Raw genomic sequence first — 21367 nt, 5'->3', positions numbered from 1 at the left:
CTTTGGTTATGCCTAAGTATAGATCGTAATGTCTAGGTTGACAAAACGCTCACGAATGACTTTAATGTCATTAAAGGCGACCCGAAGGCCGGCCTTACATACAAGTACAACAGACAACATCTGGAGTGACTGTGGAGACAGCAGCAAAGGACGGCGCCGCGCCGTGGAGCCGGCATGAACAGGTTCGTCCGCCGATTGGCGCATTACCGTCGGTGGTTGACGTCTTACTGGTGGGTTGCGGACCCGTCGGTGCAACGATTGCCAATCTACTGGCGCGCTACGGCGTGCATGTATTGATTGTCGACAAGTCAACCGAGGTTTCCATCGCGCGCCAGGCAATCGAGCTGGATAACGACGCGCTGCGCATCCTTCAGCTTGCGGGCATTGGGGAGCACCGTGCGCAGCCCGAGGAATCGCAGATCCAGCCGAAAAAAACAACTAGAAGAGGTGTGTTTGTCAAAGGCCGCTCGCCGACGAAGCTTGTGCGCGGCGCAGTCATTGGGCAGGGGCGGGTACGTGGTTCGGATGGCAAGGCGCGTCCGAGCGACGAGGTGTTCGGGCAGGGCCTGGTGCTGATTGGATTTGGCAGAGATGCCCGAGCCTCGCTCGATTTTTCTGAGGCAGCAGCTTTCGCGCGTGCCGGCGGAAGCACTGTGCAGATCGCACACCGTGGAGAGCGGCCGCATCTCGCTCGGCATGACAGCTGGGAGGACCTCGACGGTGTGTTCCTTCCGCGTCTCGTACCGGTTGGTTGGGCCGCCGTGGTGCGGCCCGACAAGACCGTCGTTCACGATGGCCCGGCGACCGATGCGTCGCGGCTCGTGCGCGAGAGTCTTTCCTTGCTCGGTCAGCACTGCTGGGTCATGCAGTGATCGCGAAGCCGCATGCCGTCTCGAAACCCCATTCACACCGTGTGATTTCTTATCGCCATGAACCTGACCACTGTACAACCAGCCCGTCACCCCGATCCTACGACGAAAGCGTCGGCATTGGCCTATCTGATATTCGACCGGCCGGATCTCGAGAAAGCCGAGCAATTTCTCAGTGACTTCGGGCTCCGAACGGTATCGCGCGGTGAAGCGCTCCTGCTGCTGCGGGGAACGGGTGCTTCACACTTCTGCTATGTCGTCCGGAAGGCCTCGAAATCCCGGTTCGTTGGTTTTGGGCTACAGGTCGACAACAGGGCCGAGCTTGATGCACTTGCAAAACTGCCGGGCGCCTCGGACGTCGAACGCTCGCCCCTGCCCGGTGGCGGCTATACGGTACGGCTGACCGATCCTTCTGGCTTTCGCGTCGACGCGATATGGGGCCAGCAGCCAGCTTCGAGGTTGTTTCATCGGCCACCCTTGCCGTTCAACTCCGTGGATGCGACGGTCCGGATCAACGGCACGCAGCGACCGCCCGAAGGCGCGCCGGAAATTATCCGGCTCGGACACGTCGTGCTCGAACTCGTTGACTATCAGGAAACCTGCGCGTGGTATACGCGGCATTTCGGCTTCATCCCCAGCGATGTGCAGGTGCTTCCCGATGGTTCGCCCGCCGTCGCGTTCATGCGGCTCGATCTCGGCGACAAGCCAGCCGATCACCATACGCTCGCGCTTGCACAAGGCTTCGTGCCCACCTACAGCCATAGCGCGTACGAAGTCGTTGACGCCGACGCGATTGGCATGGGCCAACGCATTCTGCGCGACGAAGGTTGGACGCACGCGTGGGGGATCGGCCGGCATAAGCTGGGCAGCCAGATCTTCGATTACTGGCAAGACCCATGGGGCGACAAGCACGAGCACTATTGCGACGGCGACCTCTTTACGGCGGACGCGCCGACGGGTGTCCATGCGGTGAGCCGCGAGGCGATGGCCCAATGGGGACCGACGATGCCACGCAGCTTCACGAAGCCCAGGTTCACACCCGCGAGCGTCGTGGCACTTTTCAGAAACCTGCGCCGCAGCCCCGACCTGACGTTGAGCAAGCTGCGCACGTTGGCGAAGCTTTTCGCCTGAACCACCCCACTTTTCATAGAATCCGGAGATCGATAAATGGCACTTCACGTTCTGCATTACCTTCATGATGGCCGCGCCCAGTGGGGCGTAGTCGCTAATGGCGCCATCACGCCGATTCATGGCGAATTCAAGTCGACCGCCGAGTTTATTGAAGCCAATCCCGTCGAACGGCTGGCGGTACTGGACGGTTCTCCGATTCCCGAATCGGATGTGCAATGGTTGTCGCCCGTGACGGCCAACCAGCAGTTCATCTGTCAGGGCGCGAATTATCGCCAGCATATGATCGACTCCGGCATGGACCCGGATGTGAAGAAATTCAACATGATCTTCACGAAGGCGACGAGCTGCATCGTTCCTGCCGACTCGCCCCTCGTGAAGCCCAGGGAGGTGCAGTTCCTCGACTACGAGATCGAACTCGGTCTGGTGCTCAAACGCGACGTCACCTCCCGCGAAACGGTCACCGACGAGAACCTGCATGAGTACATTGCTGGCGCCGTGATCGTCAACGACTACTCCGCGCGCGATATCCAGATTCCGCAGATGCAGTTCTACAAGGGCAAGAGCTACCGCACGTTTGGCCCTGTCGGCCCTTACCTTTGCCTCCTTGAGAAACATGATATTCCGAAGTTGAAAGAGCTCGTGCTGACACTGACGGTCAATGGAACTGTCCGCCAGAATGACACGAGTGCGGGTCTCGTCTATGGACCGGCAGAGACCTTGACGGAGCTTTCCGGCGTGCATGATCTGCGCATCGGTGACCTGCTCGCGACGGGCACGCCATCTGGCTGTGCACTGAGCATTCCGTCGCCCGAAAAGCAACGCGCCGCGGCGCAGCTGCCTGAAGCGGAAAAATGGCGTCTTTTCCTGAAGATGCAGGCGGACAGGCCGCAGTACCTGAAGGTGGGGGACGTCGTGGAGGCGCATATCGTCAGCCACGATCGCTCGATCAATCTGGGCGTGCAGCATAACGTCGTTGTGGAAGAGGCAGCATGAACGGCATCGCAAACGTAGACGAAGTCCTTGCCATCGAAACGCAAGGGCTGCCGGCGGATCTCCCGTCGAGCACCTACGAGATGATCTGCCGGGGCGCGGCGATTAATCCATCGGCACCGGCACTTTCGTTCTTTGCAACGGCCGACGACTATCGGAACGCCGAGTGCTGGACATATAGTGAACTCGTCCGAGATATCACGCGCACCGCGAACATGTTCTTGCGCCTCGGAGTACAACGCGACTCAGTCGTCGCATATGTTCTGCCCAACCTCCCTGAAACGCACTTCGTGATCTGGGGTGGGGAGGCCGCCGGAATTGTCTGCGCGATCAATCCATTGCTTGAGCAGGAAGCCATCGGCCAACTCCTCAACGCTGCAGGCGCCAGCGTGCTGGTAACGCTGGCGCCGTTTCCCGGAACTGATCTTTGGCAAAAGGTACAAGCGGTGCTGCACAAGGTTTCTTCGCTGAAGGATCTGGTGCTCGTGAATCCGGCCGAACGTGTGACGGGTTCAAAACAGTCCGCGACGCGGATGCTGCAGCGTAACGAGTGCTCAAGGCTGCACGGCGAGGGCGGCGTGCGGGGCGCGGTTCCTGCGCATATCGAGATCCACGACTTCGGCGTTGCCATCGCGCAGGAGACGGGAACGGCACTTCAAGGCGCGCGGCACTTTGGCGCCGACGACGTGTCGTCGTACTTCTGTACGGGCGGGACGACCGGCCTGCCGAAAATTGCGATGCGCCGCCACGGCAATGAGGTGGCTAATGCCTGGAGCACGGGTCAATTCTTCGGCGACAGCGTCGGGCCAGGCAAGACGCTTTTCTGCGGACTGCCACTCTTCCACGTGAATGCCGTCATGGCAACGGGTCTCCTGCCTTTTTCCAAAGGCGCCCAGGTCGTGCTCGGCACGCCACAAGGCTATCGCGGCGATGGCGTTGTCAAACGTTTCTGGGAAATCGTCGAGCATCACCGCATCAATTTCTTCAGCGGTGTCCCGACGCTTTATGCGGCGTTACTCGATATTCCAGTCGGCGAGCACGATGTGAGTTCGCTGGAGTACGGACTGTGCGGTGCGGCTCCCATGCCGGTCGAAGTTTTCCGGACTTTTCAGGAAAGGACGCGCATCCGGATTCTCGAGGGCTATGGCCTGACCGAGGGGACCTGCGTGAGCAGCGCCAACCCGCCGCTGGGGGAGCGCAGGCTGGGCTCAATCGGGCTGCGCATTCCGGGCCAGGCGATGAAAGCCGTCATCGTCGACGCTGACGGGCGATATGTACGGGATTGCGAGATCGATGAGGTCGGCCTGCTGACTATTTCCGGCCCGAACATTTTCCTCGGGTATATCGTGCCCGAGCAGAACAAGGGGCTCTGGCTGGACCTCGGCGATGGCAGGTGCTGGCTCAATACCGGCGACCTCGGTCGATGCGATGTCGATGGTTATTTCTGGCTTACTGGTCGCAAAAAGGAAGTGATCATTCGTGGCGGTCACAACATCGATCCGGCAGCGATCGAGGAACCGCTCTATCGCCATCCCGCCGTCAAGATCGCGGCGGCGGTCGGTCGTCCCGATGCACACGCCGGGGAGTTGCCGATTGCCTATGTCCAGCTCAAACCGGGTGCAACCGCGACTGAGGACGAACTCGCCGAGTTCGTGCGACTCGAGATAGGCGAGCGCGCGGCACTGCCTAAACGGATCAGAATCCTGGATGCGATGCCGTTGACAGGCGTGGGCAAGATTTTCAAGGCGGGGCTGAAACAGCGCGAAACGGTAGACGCGTTACAGTCGGCACTCGTGGAGGCTGGCGTCGAGGGAGCAACCGTTAGGATCATTGAAGATACTTCGCGCGGGCTTTCGCTTCACGTCGAACTTCCCGACCCCGCGCTCGAAGCAGTGGCGACTTCCGCGCTCGGGCGCTTTCCGTTCGCATTTTCGCTTTCGGTTGCCGCGAGGCCATCGCGGAGCGAGCAATGTTGATGTACCAGCGGCGATAGAGAGTTAAACGCTCGCGTCGGTTTAGAGGAAAGAGGATGAATACTGCTTCAGAAAGGTCCTTGCATTCGCTTGTTGAAAAATGGCTCGGGCCAATATCGGCGACTGCGTGGTAAGGATAACGCGAAAGCGTATTTCCACATAACGTGTACGAGGCAGTAGCGGTGTTCTAAACATTCGTGCCTGTTTCATGTCATTTAGTAAAACTACCTAATCAGACATAACCGGCGGACCTGATAAGCGGTCGAAGCCTATGAGGAACGACGCAACGACCCCAGACGGAGCGCCGCATCGGTTCCACGGGAAGCACCACGGGTTCACAAAAATGCCCGGGCAACGAGACAGGAGAAGACACGTGAGGAATTACAGACGAATGATCAGCTCTGCCGGTATGGCGGCTTGCCTCTGCTCGGCTGCGCTGACCGACAATGCAAACGCCCAGTCGGCGGGAAGCATTACGCTGTCCACAGGATGGCTTCACATCGCGCCACAGGGCGACGCAACGCCACTCACCGTGGAGAGTATTGGCGGCGAAACGGTGAATCGCCAGCTAGCCGGTAGCGGGGCGCATGCGACGTCAACGAATACGGTGGGAATTACCACCGAGTACTACGTCACGGACAACATTGGCGTCGCTATGCTTCTGGGACTGCCATTGACAGTAAATCTGGTTGGCGATGGGACGCTGGAGAAGTATGGCAACCTCGGCTCGACGAGGCCAATGCCGCCCGCCATCGAACTTCGATACCACCTGTTTTCGGCCGGCTCGAAATTCCGTCCATTCATCGGTTTGGGTGTGAACTATACGTGGTTCACCCAGGTTCGGACAACCAATAGCCAGTTTGTCACTGATAGCGTTGGTCCAGGTGGTTCGGCACACGCAACACTCAGTTCATCGTGGAATCCGGTATTCGAGATCGGGGCAAGTTACGCCATTACAAAACACTGGTCTGTCGGCACCTCTGTGAACTATATGCCGGTGAAGACCAACCTTACGTTAGACGGACACACCGCGACTGGAACGCAGATCGTTTCCAAATCGACGCTCCGGCTCGATCCCCTGAGCGTCTTCCTGAACGTCGCCTACACGTTCTAGCGCGTACGACTCGTTAATGCACCGATCGAGAGATTTGAATGCCCATCGAAGACATCGACTACGTTATTTTTCGCGCCCCGGGCCTGGCTGCGGTCCGCGACGTCATGCCACCGCTAGCGCACCCCGCTTCCCTTTGGATCGAATAATGAAACGACAGGTCCTCAAGACTATTCTTTTTGCTTTGCCCACGGTTCTTGACCTGACGGCACGCCGCTTTCCCGCTTATCGTGATCGCCTGAAGGAGCGCGATCTCGTCGCCTGGATCGGACTCGCGGATCAAAGCATCGGTCGCGTCATCAAGTTCAGGAACGGACGCGTCCGTTCTAGCGCCGGCAGACATCCGCGGCCCGACGTGAGCATGGTCTTCAAGGACGTCGCCACCGCCCTGAAGTTCCTTTCCCCCAATCCGGACCAGGGCGAAATCATCCACGCTGCCAAGAACTTCAAGGTGGTCACCGAGGGCGAGGACGAACTGCTGGTTTGGCTCATGCAGACCCTGAGCATGATGCGGACCGTCGGCCTGCCGATGGGCACGCCTTTGCGCGACGGCACCCGCCGCTACACCACCTGCACCAACGGCGGGCCTCTGTTCGTCTACGTCAAGGATGGCCGCGTCGTTCGGGTGACGCCCATCGAGCTGGACAGCACGGATGCGCCAAGTTATGTGATCGAGGCGCGCGGCCGCCGTTTCAGCCCGCCACGGCGTGGCCTGGTCGCGCCCCACGCGTTGACGCTCAAGTCGCTGGTCTATTCCGACAAGCGCATCCTTCACCCCATGAAGCGGGTCGACTTCGACCCTGACGGCGAACGCAATCCCCAGAACCGGGGCAAATCCGGCTATGTGCGTATCAGTTGGGACGAGGCCCTGGACATTGTCGCCAGGGAAATCAACCGGCAGAAGCGCGTTCACGGTCCCGGTTCCATCACCTTCCCGATGTCGTCCCATCACCAGTGGGGCAACGTGGGTTACTACCTCAGCGCGCTGACGCGCTTTGCCAACCTGATCGGCTTTACCCGGGTTGCGGCCAATCCGGATAGCTGGGAAGGCTGGTACTGGGGTGCCATGCATCATTTCGGCAACTCGATGCGCGTCGGCGTGCCATCCGGCTATGGTGGCGTCGAGGACTGCCTGAAGGAAGCCGACATGATCGTCTTCTGGTCCTGCGACCCCGAAAGTACCAACGGGGCCTATGCGGGATTCGAGGGGACTCCGCGGCGCCTGTGGGCCAAGGAACTCGGCATTGAGTTCGTTCATATCGACCCACACTGCAACCCCACCGCGCAGTTGCTGGGCGGGCGCTGGATTCCGGTCCGACCGCAAACCGATGCTGCTCTCGCCACCGCCATCATGTATGTGTGGGCCGTGGAGGGCTTGTACGACGAGGATTACATCGCCACCCGCACGACCGGGTTCGACGAGTGGAGGGCCTATCTTCTGGGCGAATCCGACGGCATTCCCAAGACGCCCGAGTGGCAGGAGGGCGAAACGGGCGTGCCCGCCAAGGACGTCCGTGCGCTTGCGCGCCGATGGGGGAACAGGAAGGTCCATCTCGCGGTCGGGATGACCGGCGCGGGATTCGGGGGCGCGGGCCGCGGTGCGACCGGAGCGCAATGGGCGCGCTGCATGATCATGATGATGGCGATGCAGGGCTGGGGCAAACCGGGGGTCAATTTCGGCTGCCTTGAAGCCGGGGTGCCCCACGACCTCCATTTCTATTTCCCCGGCTACGCGGACGGCGGCATATCCGGCGACCTGGCGTGGACCGCCAATGCGGTGAACAATTACCAGCGCATGCCGCACATTCTGTCCATGAATCCGGTCAAACAAATGGTCCCGCGGCAGCAACTGCCCGACGCCATCATCAACGGCCATGCGACGGGCTACCTCTGGGACGGCATGTCCCAGGAAGCCCAGTTCGCGCCGTTCAGCTACCCCATGCCCGGGTATTCGCCGATCCACATGATCTACCGCTACGGCGGGTCCGCCTTCAGCACGGTGACGCATTCCGGACGCTGGGCTGAAGCCTACCGGCACCCGAGCATCGAGTTCGTGGTCAACCAGTCGATCTGGATGGAGGGCGAGGCCCAGTTCGCCGACATCATCCTGCCGGCGTGCACCGCGCTGGAGCGCTGGGACATCGGCGAATGGGCGAATTCCGGCGGCTACGCCCATCATGGGTTTAGCACGGTCAATCATCGCGTGATGACGCTGCAGCACAAGTGCATCGAGCCTTTGGGCGAGTCCCGTTCCGACTACGACATCTTCACTGCCATCCTGACCCGGCTGGGGCTTGGCGGGGTGTTCACCGAGGGATGCAGCGAGCTGGACTGGGTCAAGCGGGTCTTCGACTCGTCGGATCTGCCCGATCGCATTTCGTGGCGCGAGTTCTGCCGCAAGGGCTATTTCGTCGTGCCGCCCGAAAAGCCCGACTTGCGCCATCCGGTGGACATGCGCTGGTTCGCGGAGGGACGGCGCAAGGACCTGCAGGAACCCCATCCGCTGCCGTCCCAGTTCGCCGAAAAATTCGGCATGGGCCTGCAGACGCCGAGCGGCAAGCTGGAGTTCGTGCCCGAGTTGCTGAAGCGGCACACTGCGGACAATCCCGAGCGACCACCGCTCAACCGATACATCCCGTCCTGGGAGGGGCTGCGCTCGGACCTGGCCCAGCGTTATCCGCTGCAGTTGATCGCCACTCACAGCCGTTACAGCTTCCATACCCATTGTGATGGCAAGAACTCCTCGGTCAACAGCATCGATGACCATCGCGCGCTGATTGGCGGGCACCGCTTCTGGCTGCTGAGGCTTGGTCCGGCCGACGCGGCTATTCGAGGCATTGACCATCGCGATCTCGTCAAGGTGTACAACGACCGCGGCGCGGTGATTTGCGCAGCCGACGTCTCGCCGCTGGTTAGCGCGGGAGTGGTCAAGTCGTATGAGGCGAGCGCCGAATTTCAGCTGGTCGAAATAGACGGCGAGTGCGTCGAGATTGGCGGTTGCATGAACATGCTCACCCCTGACCGGCCTCAAACCGCCGGCACGAGCAGCATGAGCCCAAATTCCTGCCTGGTGCAGGTCGAGAAGTGGCAAGGCACCGAAGCGTTCATGCTCGGTCGCGCCGCGTGAGGAATTTCGAATGAGCAAGTGGAACCTGATTATCAAAGTGGGGCGTTGCGAGAACTGCCAGAACTGCGTGATCGCCGCGCGGGACGAGCATGTCGGCAACGACTTCCCCGGTTATGCCGCGCCCGCCGCCGCCAACGCCGACAGCCCGATCCAGATCCTGCGCCGCGTCCAGGGCGACTCGCATATGGTCGAAACCACGTATCTGCCGGTCATGTGCAACCACTGCGACGAAGCGCCTTGCTTGCGGGTGGGCGGCGACGCCATTCGCAAGCGCGCCGACGGCGTCGTCATCATCGATCCGGACAAGGCTCGAGGCCGCAAGGACATCGTGAAGTCCTGCCCGTACAAGGCGATCGTCTGGAACGATGAGCTGCAACTGCCGCAGACCTGGATTTTCGATGCCCATCTACTCGACCAGGGCTGGCCGCAGCCGCGTTGCCAGCAGTCGTGCCCCACCGACGTCTTCGAGACGGTCAAGCTCGATGACGCTGCGATGGCCGAGAAGGCCCAGCGCGAGGGGCTCAAGGTCTTGCGGCCTAACCTGGGCACGAAACCGCGCGTGTGGTACAGCGACCTCGAGCGCTGGGAAACCTGCTTCATCGGCGGAAGCGTCAGCGCGCGGATGGGAGATGTGGTCGAGTGCGTCACGGATGCGGTCGTAGCCCTTTACCTCGGCAATCAGAAGGTGGCGGAGACTGTCTCTGACTGCTTCGGCGATTTCCGCTTCGGTGGTCTCACCAAGGGAAGCGGTCTTTACAGAGTCGAAATCCGTCATGCCCTCGGCAGCGCCTGGCGCAAATGCGAATTGGGCGAAAGCGTTTACCTTGGGGAGCTCAGCCTCGCACAGTCGATAAACGGTATGGAAGTCGCGTGATCATGGGCACCGCAACGAAGCTGCTTGCATGAGACAGGCGGACCGCTCACGCTTCGGTATGACGGTTCCGATTTCCTCTCACGTGTGCCATATTCCGTTGACTTTATTGACAACAAAATCAGATATGAGTCTAATGTCACATAAACCACGAGACGGCCTGATCGGGCGTCGACGGATCATTGCGAAACCCGTCATCTGACAAGCATGCCGATCTGGCGGCACCGCAGATGTCGGCCTGACCGGTACTTTATGCCATGAAGCGGGAACGCCTGACACGGGCACAGCGCAGAGAGCAGACGCGCGAATGCCTGCTCGAGGCTGCGCGGAAGATGTTCGTTAAAAAGGGATTCGCCGCGACAAGCGTGGAGGACATCGCTGAGGCGGCTGGCTATACGCGCGGCGAGTTCTACTCAAACTTCGGCGGCAAGCCGGATCTGCTGATCAGGTTGTTGCGCCGCGATGACGATAGGGCGCGGACGAATCTCCTGGCGATGGTGGAGAAGGGCGGCACGCCGGATGAAATGAAGGACCGCGCCATCGCGTACTACAGCCAATCTTTTGTTGAACACGATTGCTTTCCACTTTGGGTCGAGGCCCAGTTGCTCGCGTGCCGGGACACTCCGTTTCGGGAGCGCATTAACGCCTTCCGGCAGGAGAAGCTGGAACAGATCAGCGCGCACATCTGCATGCTTTCGGAGCGCAACGGCAGGCCGTTGCCCCTGCAGGCCGAGGCTCTCACGGTTGGCCTGGTGAGCCTGTGCGACGGCGTGCAGTTCTTCAGGATGTGCAGTCCGCAAACGGTGAGCGACAAGGTGCTTCAGACAGTGCTTGCCGGATTTTTTTCGTGCGTGTTGTCGCGACAGCCGGAAGAAACAGTCTACGACAATCATCGCCCGGACGTACCCATGGGCGCACCGTAGCGACTCATATGACTGAATGGACTGGCACAGCCCAATTCCCGCGGCAGCCCCTTCCGGGTGAACGCGGCATGGCGGCGCCGAGCTGTCGCCAAGGCGACGCAACCGCTCGATAAGTTACCGCGGGCATCAGTCGGAGGCATCGACAGGTGCCACTCCACCCCCGCTCGCCACAACAGCACATTGGCGCACCCCAAGCACCGTCGGCTGTCGATCGAGACGACCCGAAAGGCACGGCGTCAAGCCTTGCTGTAGCCGGCTAGACGTACCGCTACCTCCATTTTCAGGCAGCGCGCAGCATTTCAATTCCCGACGTGCAAGAAAGAACCGGATGAGTTCGGGGCCAACCCGCGCGTTCGCGCTTTTTGCATCTGTCACTCATATCTGACATGCAAACCATATATGATTGCATTGTCAGTAGTGACGAGAAGGCGTACAATCCACGCGTCGATGAAACGTGCGATCCGAAAGTCGTTATGACTGACGGCGCGCGGGTCGTCAACGCTACTCGTGATGGGCGCGGAGGTCTCGATACGTGGGTGAATCAGTGAAGGATATAGTCTCCGGACAGGCGCTCGGGTTGCGCCAGATGTTCGCCAAAAGTGCTACGCGTGTGGTCGCTGTCACAGGCGGCTCGAAAGGAGTCGGCCGTACGGCTGCCGTTGTCAACCTGGCGATGGCGCTGACCAGACAGGGTATGGACGTGCTGGTGGTGGACGAATGTCCCGGCGCGCGGTCGGCGAGCACAATGCTTCAAGATATTCACGCCGCAGGCGTGTTCGCTCCCGCGATCCATCGCAACTTGCCGCGCGTGCTGGCCGTTGACCGTGGTCGACGTCAGTTCCACTCGACTGGCACCGGCCATACGGATCACGAAAACTTCGCTGGCCTGCAGTACGACGCGGTGCTCACGAGCCCGCCGAACATCGTGCTGATTGATGCCGCGCTTGCTGGCAACGGCGCGCTTTCACCACTTGCGTTGCAAGCCCACCACGTCATCGTCGTCATGCACCTGTCGGCCGCTGCAGTAGCAGACACTTACGTTTGCATGAAGCGCCTGCGTCTCGCACAGGGCATCGAGGAATTCCGCATCATTGTGAATCTGTTCGATGGTGAAGCGGACACTCACGCGCTGCTGGAAAGTCTCGGAGCCATTGCCCGCGATTATCTGGCTGTCTCGGTTCTCAAGGCAGGCTGCATCTCGATCGATCCGTGTATCGCGCAAGCGGCAGAGCTTTCGCGCTGTGTCGTCGATGCATTTCCTGGGTCCCCGGCGGCGAGCGATTTTGCACGCGTTGCTGCCGATATGCAGTCCTGGTCGAGGCGGCCCGCAGCGTCCCGGCTGCTACCTGCGACAACGCACATGGCGGCACGGGGGCAGCGCACGCATAGGACTTTGGGCCCGGCAGCAGCATACCGGTAAAGCCTCGAAGAACGATCTCCCCGACCCAGGGGACTTGCCGGAACCACGGTGTTTTTCGGGTAGGCGCCGTTCATGAAAGCGTGACTATAGTCGCAGGGGCAAAGACATCAAAAAGCTCTTTGCCGACGCAATCGGACCGGTAATTATCGACGGAAGAGAGCAGCTATGGTGGGCAGCGCTCACGCGAAGCGCAAGCGTTCGAGCTTGCACAGAGGGAGCCAGGTTATGAATCGCGCTGTTGATCCGTGGAGTATGACCGTCAGAAGGCTTGGCGATTGGAGACTTAACGAACGAGCCACTGCGCACGGATCTGCCTTGAACGGTTCCTCTGTTCGACAGTCGATCGCTTCGAGCGATAAGCCAATCATACGGGTACTCGAACAACCGACCGCGCAAACACTGATCGTTTCATGGTGCGATGCGCGCTCCGGACACTATGGATACCAGACATGGTGCGGAGGCGCCGCGCGGGTGCCAGGCATCTGTGCGCTGACCGGTCGGCTAATCGAAGTCGGAGATGCCATCTACAGGCCGCGCCTCACTGGGCCCACACCGGCTAATGCTCACGCAATGATCTGTGCGAGAAGCGTGAGCCTGATAGAACAGCCGATCTGATGCGATTCGGTTCTCTGGTGTCTTTACGGCAGAATGCTCAGCGCTTTCATGTGCGGCAGTGACACCAGGCGCATCCACGCGCGCGAGGCGTGACCGGACAGTACCCCTGGTCGCGGTTGCACGGCATTGGACTAGGTTCCACAGCGTGCGGTGCGGTACAGGTCCACGAACAGGACTGATATCCAAAGGATATCTACACAAGTCGTCAGATAGCAGATGGGACGTGAACCATGGAATACATTGAAAGCTTGCGCCTGTTCCGGAGTATCGTCGAAGTCAAACACTTCAGACGTGCCGGGGAAATGATGGATCTCTCGCCATCGGTCGTTTCGCGGGCGATCGCATCGCTGGAAGAGCGCCTGGGCACGCGACTCTTCCATCGCTCGACCCGACAGTTTTCGCTGACGGAAGCGGCGGAGCGTTTTTACGATGGATGTTGTCGCATCCTGGATGACCTCGATTGCCTGGAAGCCAGTGCGGCGGGCCACGGTCGAGTGCCGGCGGGCATGCTGCGACTGGTCGCACATACGACCACCGCATTGACGTGGCTCGCACCGCTGATTGCGTCCTTTAAACGCAAGCATCCGAACGTCACCCTGGATATCACATTGACCGAGCGGCCCGTGGACCTGACGGCCGACGGTTACGATCTGGGTATCGTCCTGCCTTTCATGCTGGCGACGGATCTGGCTGTGACGCGGCTGCTGCAGCGGTTGCCGCTGGTCGTTGTCACAACGGAAGCTTATCTGGGCAGGCGTCCTCGGCCCCGGCATCCGGCTGAGCTGGCCGACCATGTGTTCGTCACGGTCCCTCCTTCGATGCACAAACCCTGCGTCACCTTTCGAATGGAACAGGAAAACATCGCGGTCCCGATCAGCTACGAAATTGCGTCGAACAATCCCATATTCAATCGCGACATCGTACTCGAAGGATTCGGTATTGGTCTGCTTCCAATCGCCCTTGTTGAGCAGGACATAAAGGCCGGACGGCTCGTTCGTCTGCTGGAAGACTTCGAGATCGCCGATACTTTGGCCGAGGTCCGCCTGGCATACATCGGACGCGCACTGTTGCCCGCGAAAGTCAGGGCGTTTATCGACCATACCGCGGAGTTCTTCGAACAGGGCATGGGACCTTCCACTGCTGGTTAGGTGGCGCACGCGGGTGAGTCCGCGGCTTGCGACGCAGCACACACGCGGCGCGCACGAGCTCATCCGAGACGTTGGCGCGCTGCGCGATCGCGGCGAGCTTCTCATCGAGCACGCCGGCGAACGCGAGCAGGTCATCGCGCTGGTTCTGCAGCGCGATGCGCACCGGGCGGATGCGGCGCGCATCCAGCGCTTCGCGCACGCCCAATTCCTCGACGATGCAAGCTTCTCTGCAACCGGGCAACGGAATGAGCAGTTGTGCCGGGTTAGTCGCTTCGCTTAAGGAGATTCATGAGATGGACCAGGTTACCCAACTGACACGCAATCACGAGATCGCATTGAAAATCCTGCGCCTGTTGCACAATCGCCTGGAAGAGGCCCGGCAACGGTTCGGGCAGAGGACGAGCGACGCAATCAAGGGGGGCGACGGCACGTCCGAGCTCACCATTCCCAACCTGGCGCAGTTCACACCATGGGGTGCCTGGCACTATACGGCCGATTTCGCGCAGCGCTCCGTCCTGTTCTGGGATGCCTTGCGTCAACGCGGCAACGAGTTCATCGAGCGCAACAAGGCCGGGATCAAGCCGGCGTTGCATTTCGACTATGACACAGTGCTCGACGCGAGGCACTTTGAGCGGCCCGTCAACTACGCTCTGCTGTCGATACGGCCGCCGGAGGGTGTCGTGGTCGACGTGAAGAAGCGCCCGTATCTGATCATCGATCCGCGCGCCGGGCACGGTCCCGGCATCGGGGGCTTCAAGGACGATTCGCAGGTCGGCGTTGCCCTGCGCGCCGGTCATCCCGTCTACTTCGTCGTGTTCTCCCAGGAGCCAGAGCCCGGCCAGACCCTGCTCGACGTGTGCGCGGCCGAGCAGCAGTTCGTACGGAAGGTGCGCGAACTGCATTCAGACAGCCCAAAGCCCGCGATCGTCGGAAATTGCCAGGGCGGCTGGGCCGCGATGATGCTTGCCAGTTCGTCGCCGGAAGACACCGGTCCCATCCTGGTCAACGGCGCGCCCATGTCTTACTGGAGCGGGGCGTGGAGCGAGAGCGAGGTGCCCAATCCAATGCGTTATGCCGGAGGCATTCTGGGCGGCACGTGGCTCTCGTCCCTGGCGGCCGATCTTGGCAACGGCAAGTTCGACGGCGCGCATCTCGTGAACAACTTCGAGTATTTGAACCCCGCCAACACGTTCTGGGACAAGTACTACAACGTGTTCGCCAACATCGATACGGAACCGGCGCGCTTTATCGAGTTCGAGCGGTGGTGGGGCAGCTACTACCTGATGAACCGGGAGGAGATCGAGTGGATCACCCGTAATCTCTTCATCGGCAACAAGCTGTGGTCCGGCGAAGTGTCGGGCCCGTCGGGCAAATCCTTCGATCTGCGCGCCATCCGCTCGCCCATCATCCTTTTCGCATCGATGGGCGACAACATCACGCCGCCGCAACAGGCGTTCAACTGGGTTGCTGACATATACAGCAGCACCGAGGAGATCAAGGCGCGCGGCCAGGTCATCGTCGCCCTGATGCACGAGGACGTCGGCCATCTCGGCATCTTTGTTTCCGGCAAGGTGGCGAAGAAGGAATACACGCAAATCTTCAACGTGCTGGAGACAATCGAGACGCTCGCGCCGGGCCTCTACGGCATGTCGATCAAGGAGGGAAAGGGCGCAGACGGCAAAACGGAGTACGAAGTCTCGCTCACCGAACACCGGCTGGAAGAAGCCGTCGAGCATTTCAACGAGTTGCGGCGCGAGGACGAAAAGCCGTTCAAGGCCGTGGCGGTGGTGTCGGAGTTCAACCAGCGAGCCTACGAGCTGTTCGTTCAACCCTTTGTGCAGCATGCGTCGAACGAGATGACCGCGCGGTTGCTGCGCGATTTTCATCCGTTGCGTCTGCAGCGCTGGGCATTCTCGGACCTGAATCCGTGGGTGGCCGCGCTGCGTCCGATGGCCGATGCTGTCAGAGCCAGCCGGCAGCCCTCGAGCGACCTCGAACCCTGGCGCAAGGTGGAGCAGCGCGGCTCAGAACTGATCAGCGCCTCGCTCGATCAGTTCCGGGCGGTAAGAGACGCCAGCATCGAAGCACTGTTCTTCTCCATCTACGCGAATCTTTTCGCAATGTACGACCCGGACCGCCTCGGCGAGCATGGGGCCGGCACGTCCGCCGCCGCCGATCCTCGCAGCCTGCCGTTCGTCCAGGCGGCGCTCGCCTCGCTGAGGCAGGGCGGCTACAACGAGGCGGTCGCGCGCACCGCGTTCCTGCTCGCGCCAAAGGGCGAGCCGCTGCCGCTATCGCGCATCGAGACAGTCAAGCAACTGGTCGATGAATATGCCGACGACCTGCCGCATTTGCCTCCTGCCGATTGGCGGCGCATTCGCGGGGAGCAGGAACTCATCGCGACTTTTGAGCCGCAACAGGCTATCCAGACGTTGCCCGATCTGCTCGCCAGCCCGGAAGACCGAAACCGGCTCCTGACCTTGCTCGACAAGCTGCTGGCCGACCGGCGGGTGCTGCGCATCCCGCCGACACCCGCGCAGGAAGAGGCGCTGCGCGCCATCCGGTCAGTGCTCGGCGCGACAACCGCGCTCGAGTCGCAGCCCCAAAAGGCCCACGCACCGCGCGTTCGGGCCACGGCATCGTGAGTGGCGCCAACCCGTCAGTGAGGGAACCCGCCATGGAATCCAGACACATCAAGTACCACGAGGCAGATCCCTTTCGTGTTCAGGCAGCGCCGCCCCAAAGCTACCATCGCGAGTTTCCGAAAACCGTCATTCCCGTCACGACAGCGGACGCGCCGGGCGCCCGGCGAGGGCAACCTCGATGTCGAGTCGAAGTCAGCATGCAAGTGTCTTCACAACCTCGAACAACTGACCGCGGCCGCCTTTTCGTCAGTCGCAGCGGCCGATTGAACTGGCGTCAATCGGAAGGCCTTGGTCGAAAATCGTGGACCTCGATCGCGACGAGAGTCGGAGTTGGCAATGGAGCATTGCCAACCGGCAGCGGCTTTACCGTTCTGCGAGTCGGTACCAGGAATCCATCGAATTCGCGAAAGTCCTCGCAGATGTGAGCGGCCCGCGCCCAGCGTCCGATAACCATGGCGGTGTAATCGATCCTGCAAAGGCGATGTTGCCTATCGAAATAGAAATCCTGGACCCGGCTGTGCGTTGGAATGTCGCTGGGAAAGGTCGCCCGGATTCTTGGCCATAACCCGGCCGAAGTCGCCAGTGGCGGAAGTTCTTGGAACGTAAAGCCGCCGCGCAAGAATAAGAAAGGTGCTGTCAGATAGTTCCAGAACGCGTAGGCGCCGAAATAGACAAAGTCGAGGTCGTCCCAGTAGATTTGCCGTCGCCAGCCACGAAATGCTGTTCGCGGTCCGTCGCGGCGAGCCAGGATAGCCCCGTCTCGCCCGACGACGCGAACAAGTTCTTCTCCTTGAAGTTCACTCGTTTCGCCAACCTGCGGAAAATCGTGGAAAGCGAAACGAGGCTCGTGTGTCGACGCGCGAACCTGCACTTGTCGCAGTATCGGCCGTCGCTTTGCGGTGAACAGAAGGCCGCAGGCGGAAACCGTCGCCTCGATCTCCGCCAGTTCGGCCCATCGCGCTGCACCGCCGTGCGCCTCAATCGCTGCTCGGATCGAATCCGGCAATGCGTTGCTCTGTTCCATGTCGATGCTCCTCCATTACCGCGTTGCCTGCGCGCCTACCGGTGAGTCCAGGAAACGATGGTTTGATAGATGCCAATTAGTCGGGAGCCCGATATCGCGGGAAGCCTTGTAAAAAGCATCCAAGATCAGCTTCCATCTTTCAACGTCCCGCTATACCGAACGTTTCGCGCCCAAACTGGATAGCGCACGCCGGTGCTCAAGCGGCCCCCATCGCACATCAGCGGGGCAGGCGCTGACCGTGCACCCACCTTTCATATTTGCCTTGCCTATCATATATGATAGTATAATCACGTATGATTCATTAAGCTTGCTCTCCTACCGCAGTGCGGCTCCCTCATTTCACGCCCGGCCGCGACCGAATGCATCACCGCTTACATAGGTATCGCGTGCATGAGCCAGATCTCTCAAATGCATACTCTTCGCCGCGCTTGCGCCGCGCGACAAATAGTTGCAGTCATTTTTCACCTTATCGCGCTGACGATGTTCGGCCTGATTCCGGTTGCCTCCAACGCAGCGCCGCTGCCGCCCCTTAGCATAGATGCTCCTGCTGATTTTTCGCCATCCATGGGCGCGGGCTCCGAGGCATTACAAAGGCTCGGCGCGCTTCAGGAAAAACAGGACCAGATCCGGCAGCGTGCTTCGACGGCAACAAGCGACGCGCAGCTGTCCGGGCTGGACGCATTGAGCCGGCGCGTTGCCGAAGACGTCGACAGGCTGATAACCACGTCGCTGGAGCCCGATCGCGCGAAAACGCATGCCCAGCTCGACGTACTCGGAACAGCACCCGCTTCCGAATCCGCCGCGGAAACTCCCGCGGTCGCCGAACAGCGCAGCGTTCTCGCTGCTCAGCAATTGCAACTCGATGCCGAACTCAAGCAGGCGGCAACGATCAAGGAGAACCTTGCCAACCTGAGCGCCCAGATCACGCGACTGCTGCAAAACCATCTGAAAGATCAACTGGCCCTTCGTTCCGACAGCATAGTCAGCGCCGCGTTCTGGGCGTCGGCGCTCCACCCGGACACGGCTGACTATCAACGTCTGCGAGACTTCAAGGCGCAGATCGACAGGCAGATTCAAACGACATGGCAACCGGGGCAGCGGGTTGCAACCGCCCTGCTTGTGCTGCTCGCCCTGGCCGTTGCAACGATTGGAACGCGGCTTCTTGACAGAGCATCAGAACGGTTCTGCCTACGCCGCCTTCCGGAAGGCCGGATACGGCGCAGCGCGATGGCGATCTCGACCGTGTTCGCGTCTTTGGTGACCACCATATGTGCCGTTGATCTGCTCTACTTCGCGTTGACCCGTCAGCAGGCGCTGCCTCCTGCGCTGCAAGGCTTCGCCAGCGAAATCATCAAACATGTTGTGACCTGCGCGCTGGTCGCTGCTCTCGGCCGGGCATTACTTTGCACACGACATCCGTCATGGCGGTTGCCGGCCATCGCGGATCCCATCGCTCGCGCGCTACGCCCTTTTCCACGGACACTGGCCGCACTGCTGCTGTTTTCAGGAGCCATCGAGCAGATCAACCGGGCCGTCGATACCAGCGTGCAACTTACGCTCTTTACTCGCGGCGTGGTGGCGTTGGTGGTCGCTCTGACCATCGGGATGTCGCTTTTACGCGCAAACCGGGTACTCACTGCGCTCGCCGCTGCCGGAGAATCGCCTGAGGCGCGTTCTACCCTCGCTGGCATTATTCATGCCGCCGTCAGCCTTGACGTCGGAGCTTCTCTGATTGCGTTGCTCTGTGGTTATGTTTCGTTCGCGCGGTTCCTGACTTACGAACTGGTCTGGTTCGATCTCGTACTGAGCAGCGTTTATCTGCTGACGAAGCTCGCTCATGATGTTTGCGAAACCGTATTTTCGCCATGCCACGCCAGCGGCAAAACAATCAGGCATCTATTCGGGCTGCAAGATGTTCATCTCGAACAGGTGGCAACGGTACTCTCCGCCATTCTTCGCAGCGCATTGATGCTCGCCGCAGTCATCGCACTGCTAACGGGCGGCCTCGGGACAACGCCCCGAGATCTGGTCGATAGCATTCTCGACGTACTCGGTGGCGAGCGATTACATGCGCTCAATATCGTTCCCGCCCATATCTTCAGCGCTATCTTTACCTGTGCAGTGTGCCTGTATCTGGTTGGGCTCATGCGCAAATGGCTGGACGCCGAGTTTCTGCCCAAGACGCAAATGAGTTCGGGTATGCGCGCGTCGCTGGTGACGGTCTTCGCCAACGTCTGCTATGTCCTCGTCGCGCTGCAAACCTTGTCCGTACTCGGCGTGAAATGGCATAACCTGGCGTGGATCGTCAGCGCGCTGTCGGTAGGCATCGGCTTTGGTCTGCAGGAAATCGTTAAAAACTTCATTTCCGGGCTGATATTGCTTGCTGAACGGCCGGTCAAAGTAGGCGACATGATCAGTATCACCGGCATTGAAGGCGATATCCGGCGCATCAGTGTACGTGCGACCGAAATACAGCTCGCAGACAGATCAACGGTGATCGTTCCGAATTCGCACCTGATTTCTCAGAATGTGCGCAACGTGACAATGGGAAACAAAACGCAGGGGGTTGTCACACTGGCCCTTACTTTTGCGCTGGACGTCGATCCGGAGCAGGTGCGCGATGTTCTTCTGCAAGCTTACCTGGATCACCCATCGGTTCTCGATCGTCCCGCGCCATCGGTGATCTTTAGCCAGTTGACGCCTGACGGTATGACATTGACTGTTACCGGCTATGTCGGTAGCCCGAGAATCGCCGGGGATACCAGAAGCGATCTGCTATTTGCAATCCTGAAGCGACTACGTGCTGCGGAAATACCGCTGTCGATCTCTCGAACCGTCGTGGTCCGAAGTACGAGCGATATCATCTCGAACCAGGAACCCACCGATCGCAATTCCGGTCCGGTAGAGCTCCGTGTCCTGTCTGCAATCAGCGAGAATAGATAGTCGTCGAAGTGATTCCTCGCGGTCGTGGGACTGGTAAAAGCCGTTATCGGTGGCTTGCTGGCCCTCGTTACACCGGTGATCGCAGCTCTACGCTATCGCCCACGCGGAACCGCTTTCCGCCGGGCGAATCCAGCGAAACGCGTTCCTTGGTATAGGTTCCGTTCGCTTGCAGGCATTCCGAGTAACTGATAACTGTCATCCAGTCATAGACTTTTCCGTCCTGGGTCAGTGCAGCGATGCGCTCTGCCATGCCACGCGGCGCACGAGCGGTCTGCTGCAGTACACCGTAATAACGGCATTTGCTGTCCGCTGACCGTAGCACGACGAAGCCGCCGACCTGATTCGTATCTGCGACGCTTTCAACCGTTGCGTTCATCGAGGAATCGCCGGCTGCATGCGAACTCGCTGCGAATAAAATCAGCAGCGCGGCAAACCACTTTTGCATTAAAGACTCCTATGGGTTAAAGGAAGAATCGCGGGTGCTTTTGCGCCGACGGCATCGGTGGCGCGACCGGGAGCGTGAGTGTCGATTGCTGCCGGACCTATACCAATCAGTGCATCAGTGTAAATAACGGAG

16 protein-coding genes are annotated in these 21367 nt (G+C 60.2%); 13 read left to right on the top strand and 3 right to left on the bottom strand.

Annotated elements, in window-relative coordinates:
- The first annotated feature begins 131 nt into the window (after nucleotides 1–131).
- The 11 genes from OKW26_RS19115 (at nucleotide 132) to OKW26_RS19065 (ending at nucleotide 14178) form a co-directional block, all read left to right on the top strand.
- Entirely contained in the window at nucleotides 132–872 is a 741-nt protein-coding gene (locus OKW26_RS19115; protein WP_429354778.1) for an FAD-dependent monooxygenase, read from the top strand.
- A 57-nt stretch (nucleotides 873–929) separates the two neighbouring features.
- On the top strand, nucleotides 930–2000 hold the full coding sequence (locus OKW26_RS19110) for a VOC family protein (protein WP_429354777.1): 1071 nt from the start codon (nucleotides 930–932) through the stop codon (nucleotides 1998–2000).
- A 36-nt stretch (nucleotides 2001–2036) separates the two neighbouring features.
- Complete coding sequence (locus OKW26_RS19105; protein WP_429354776.1) at nucleotides 2037–2993, top strand: fumarylacetoacetate hydrolase family protein; 957 nt, start codon at nucleotides 2037–2039, stop codon at nucleotides 2991–2993.
- On the top strand, nucleotides 2990–4966 hold the full coding sequence (locus OKW26_RS19100) for an acyl-CoA synthetase (RefSeq protein ID WP_429354775.1): 1977 nt from the start codon (nucleotides 2990–2992) through the stop codon (nucleotides 4964–4966). Before OKW26_RS19105 ends, OKW26_RS19100 begins: the two co-directional genes overlap by 4 nt.
- Before the next feature lie 388 nt (nucleotides 4967–5354).
- Entirely contained in the window at nucleotides 5355–6077 is a 723-nt protein-coding gene (locus tag OKW26_RS19095; protein WP_429354774.1) for an OmpW/AlkL family protein, read from the top strand.
- 145 nt (nucleotides 6078–6222) lie between these two features.
- Nucleotides 6223–9201, top strand: a complete 2979-nt coding sequence (locus OKW26_RS19090; protein ID WP_429354773.1) for a molybdopterin-dependent oxidoreductase — start codon at nucleotides 6223–6225, stop codon at nucleotides 9199–9201.
- A gap of 10 nt (nucleotides 9202–9211) precedes the next feature.
- Complete coding sequence (locus tag OKW26_RS19085; RefSeq protein ID WP_429354772.1) at nucleotides 9212–10075, top strand: 4Fe-4S dicluster domain-containing protein; 864 nt, start codon at nucleotides 9212–9214, stop codon at nucleotides 10073–10075.
- Nucleotides 10076–10329: 254 nt separating this feature from the next.
- Nucleotides 10330–10995, top strand: coding sequence for a TetR/AcrR family transcriptional regulator (locus tag OKW26_RS19080; RefSeq protein ID WP_429354771.1), 666 nt, complete (start codon nucleotides 10330–10332; stop codon nucleotides 10993–10995).
- A 532-nt stretch (nucleotides 10996–11527) separates the two neighbouring features.
- Complete coding sequence (locus tag OKW26_RS19075; RefSeq protein WP_429354770.1) at nucleotides 11528–12415, top strand: MinD/ParA family protein; 888 nt, start codon at nucleotides 11528–11530, stop codon at nucleotides 12413–12415.
- A gap of 165 nt (nucleotides 12416–12580) precedes the next feature.
- Complete coding sequence (locus OKW26_RS19070) at nucleotides 12581–13030, top strand: DUF3331 domain-containing protein (RefSeq protein ID WP_429354769.1); 450 nt, start codon at nucleotides 12581–12583, stop codon at nucleotides 13028–13030.
- Between the two features lie 230 nt (nucleotides 13031–13260).
- Entirely contained in the window at nucleotides 13261–14178 is a 918-nt protein-coding gene (locus tag OKW26_RS19065) for a LysR family transcriptional regulator (RefSeq protein ID WP_187613643.1), read from the top strand.
- Here the strand turns inward: OKW26_RS19065 and OKW26_RS19060 are convergent.
- A complete protein-coding gene (locus OKW26_RS19060) occupies nucleotides 14120–14377 on the bottom strand; it encodes a hypothetical protein (RefSeq protein WP_429354768.1) in 258 nt (85 codons plus the stop codon). The genes OKW26_RS19065 and OKW26_RS19060 overlap by 59 nt on opposite strands.
- 94 nt (nucleotides 14378–14471) lie before the next feature.
- Here OKW26_RS19060 and OKW26_RS19055 point away from each other — a divergent pair, with 94 nt between their 5' ends.
- Nucleotides 14472–16823: a DUF3141 domain-containing protein gene (locus OKW26_RS19055; protein WP_429354767.1), complete on the top strand. Its 2352-nt coding sequence runs from the start codon at nucleotides 14472–14474 to the stop codon at nucleotides 16821–16823.
- Nucleotides 16824–17097: 274 nt separating this feature from the next.
- Here OKW26_RS19055 and OKW26_RS19050 read toward each other — a convergent pair whose 3' ends face one another.
- Nucleotides 17098–17847: a hypothetical protein gene (locus OKW26_RS19050; protein WP_429354766.1), complete on the bottom strand. Its 750-nt coding sequence runs from the start codon at nucleotides 17845–17847 to the stop codon at nucleotides 17098–17100.
- A gap of 390 nt (nucleotides 17848–18237) precedes the next feature.
- On the opposite strand from OKW26_RS19050, the gene OKW26_RS19045 reads away from it, so the two are divergent.
- Entirely contained in the window at nucleotides 18238–20790 is a 2553-nt protein-coding gene (locus tag OKW26_RS19045) for a DUF3772 domain-containing protein (protein WP_429354765.1), read from the top strand.
- A 67-nt stretch (nucleotides 20791–20857) separates the two neighbouring features.
- On the opposite strand, the gene OKW26_RS19040 is transcribed toward OKW26_RS19045, so the two are convergent.
- Nucleotides 20858–21235 carry a hypothetical protein gene (locus tag OKW26_RS19040; RefSeq protein WP_429354764.1) on the bottom strand — a complete coding sequence of 126 codons (378 nt, stop codon included), beginning with the start codon at nucleotides 21233–21235 and terminating at the stop codon, nucleotides 20858–20860.
- Nucleotides 21236–21367: the final 132 nt, after the last annotated feature.

It is taken from the genome of Paraburkholderia sp. 32, from assembly GCF_050435345.1.
In the GTDB taxonomy this organism is placed as follows: Bacteria; Pseudomonadota; Gammaproteobacteria; order Burkholderiales; family Burkholderiaceae; genus Paraburkholderia; species Paraburkholderia tuberum.
The sequence above is the reverse complement of the archived record's forward strand: the minus strand, read 5'-3'. Positions and strand labels throughout refer to the sequence as shown.

Bases quoted from the DNA above. Each gene is read 5' to 3' on its own strand.
- OKW26_RS19110 (WP_429354777.1), top strand. From the start codon at position 930: ATGAACCTGACCACTGTACAACCAGCCCGTCACCCCGATCCTACGACG.
- OKW26_RS19105 (WP_429354776.1), top strand. From the start codon at position 2,037: ATGGCACTTCACGTTCTGCATTACCTTCATGATGGCCGCGCCCAGTGG.
- OKW26_RS19100 (WP_429354775.1), top strand. From the start codon at position 2,990: ATGAACGGCATCGCAAACGTAGACGAAGTCCTTGCCATCGAAACGCAA.
- OKW26_RS19095 (WP_429354774.1), top strand. From the start codon at position 5,355: ATGATCAGCTCTGCCGGTATGGCGGCTTGCCTCTGCTCGGCTGCGCTG.
- OKW26_RS19090 (WP_429354773.1), top strand. From the start codon at position 6,223: ATGAAACGACAGGTCCTCAAGACTATTCTTTTTGCTTTGCCCACGGTT.
- OKW26_RS19085 (WP_429354772.1), top strand. From the start codon at position 9,212: ATGAGCAAGTGGAACCTGATTATCAAAGTGGGGCGTTGCGAGAACTGC.
- OKW26_RS19080 (WP_429354771.1), top strand. From the start codon at position 10,330: ATGAAGCGGGAACGCCTGACACGGGCACAGCGCAGAGAGCAGACGCGC.
- OKW26_RS19070 (WP_429354769.1), top strand. From the start codon at position 12,581: ATGGTGGGCAGCGCTCACGCGAAGCGCAAGCGTTCGAGCTTGCACAGA.
- OKW26_RS19065 (WP_187613643.1), top strand. From the start codon at position 13,261: ATGGAATACATTGAAAGCTTGCGCCTGTTCCGGAGTATCGTCGAAGTC.
- OKW26_RS19055 (WP_429354767.1), top strand. From the start codon at position 14,472: ATGGACCAGGTTACCCAACTGACACGCAATCACGAGATCGCATTGAAA.
- OKW26_RS19050 (WP_429354766.1), bottom strand. From the start codon at position 17,847: ATGGAACAGAGCAACGCATTGCCGGATTCGATCCGAGCAGCGATTGAG.
- OKW26_RS19045 (WP_429354765.1), top strand. From the start codon at position 18,238: ATGAGCCAGATCTCTCAAATGCATACTCTTCGCCGCGCTTGCGCCGCG.
- OKW26_RS19040 (WP_429354764.1), bottom strand. From the start codon at position 21,235: ATGCAAAAGTGGTTTGCCGCGCTGCTGATTTTATTCGCAGCGAGTTCG.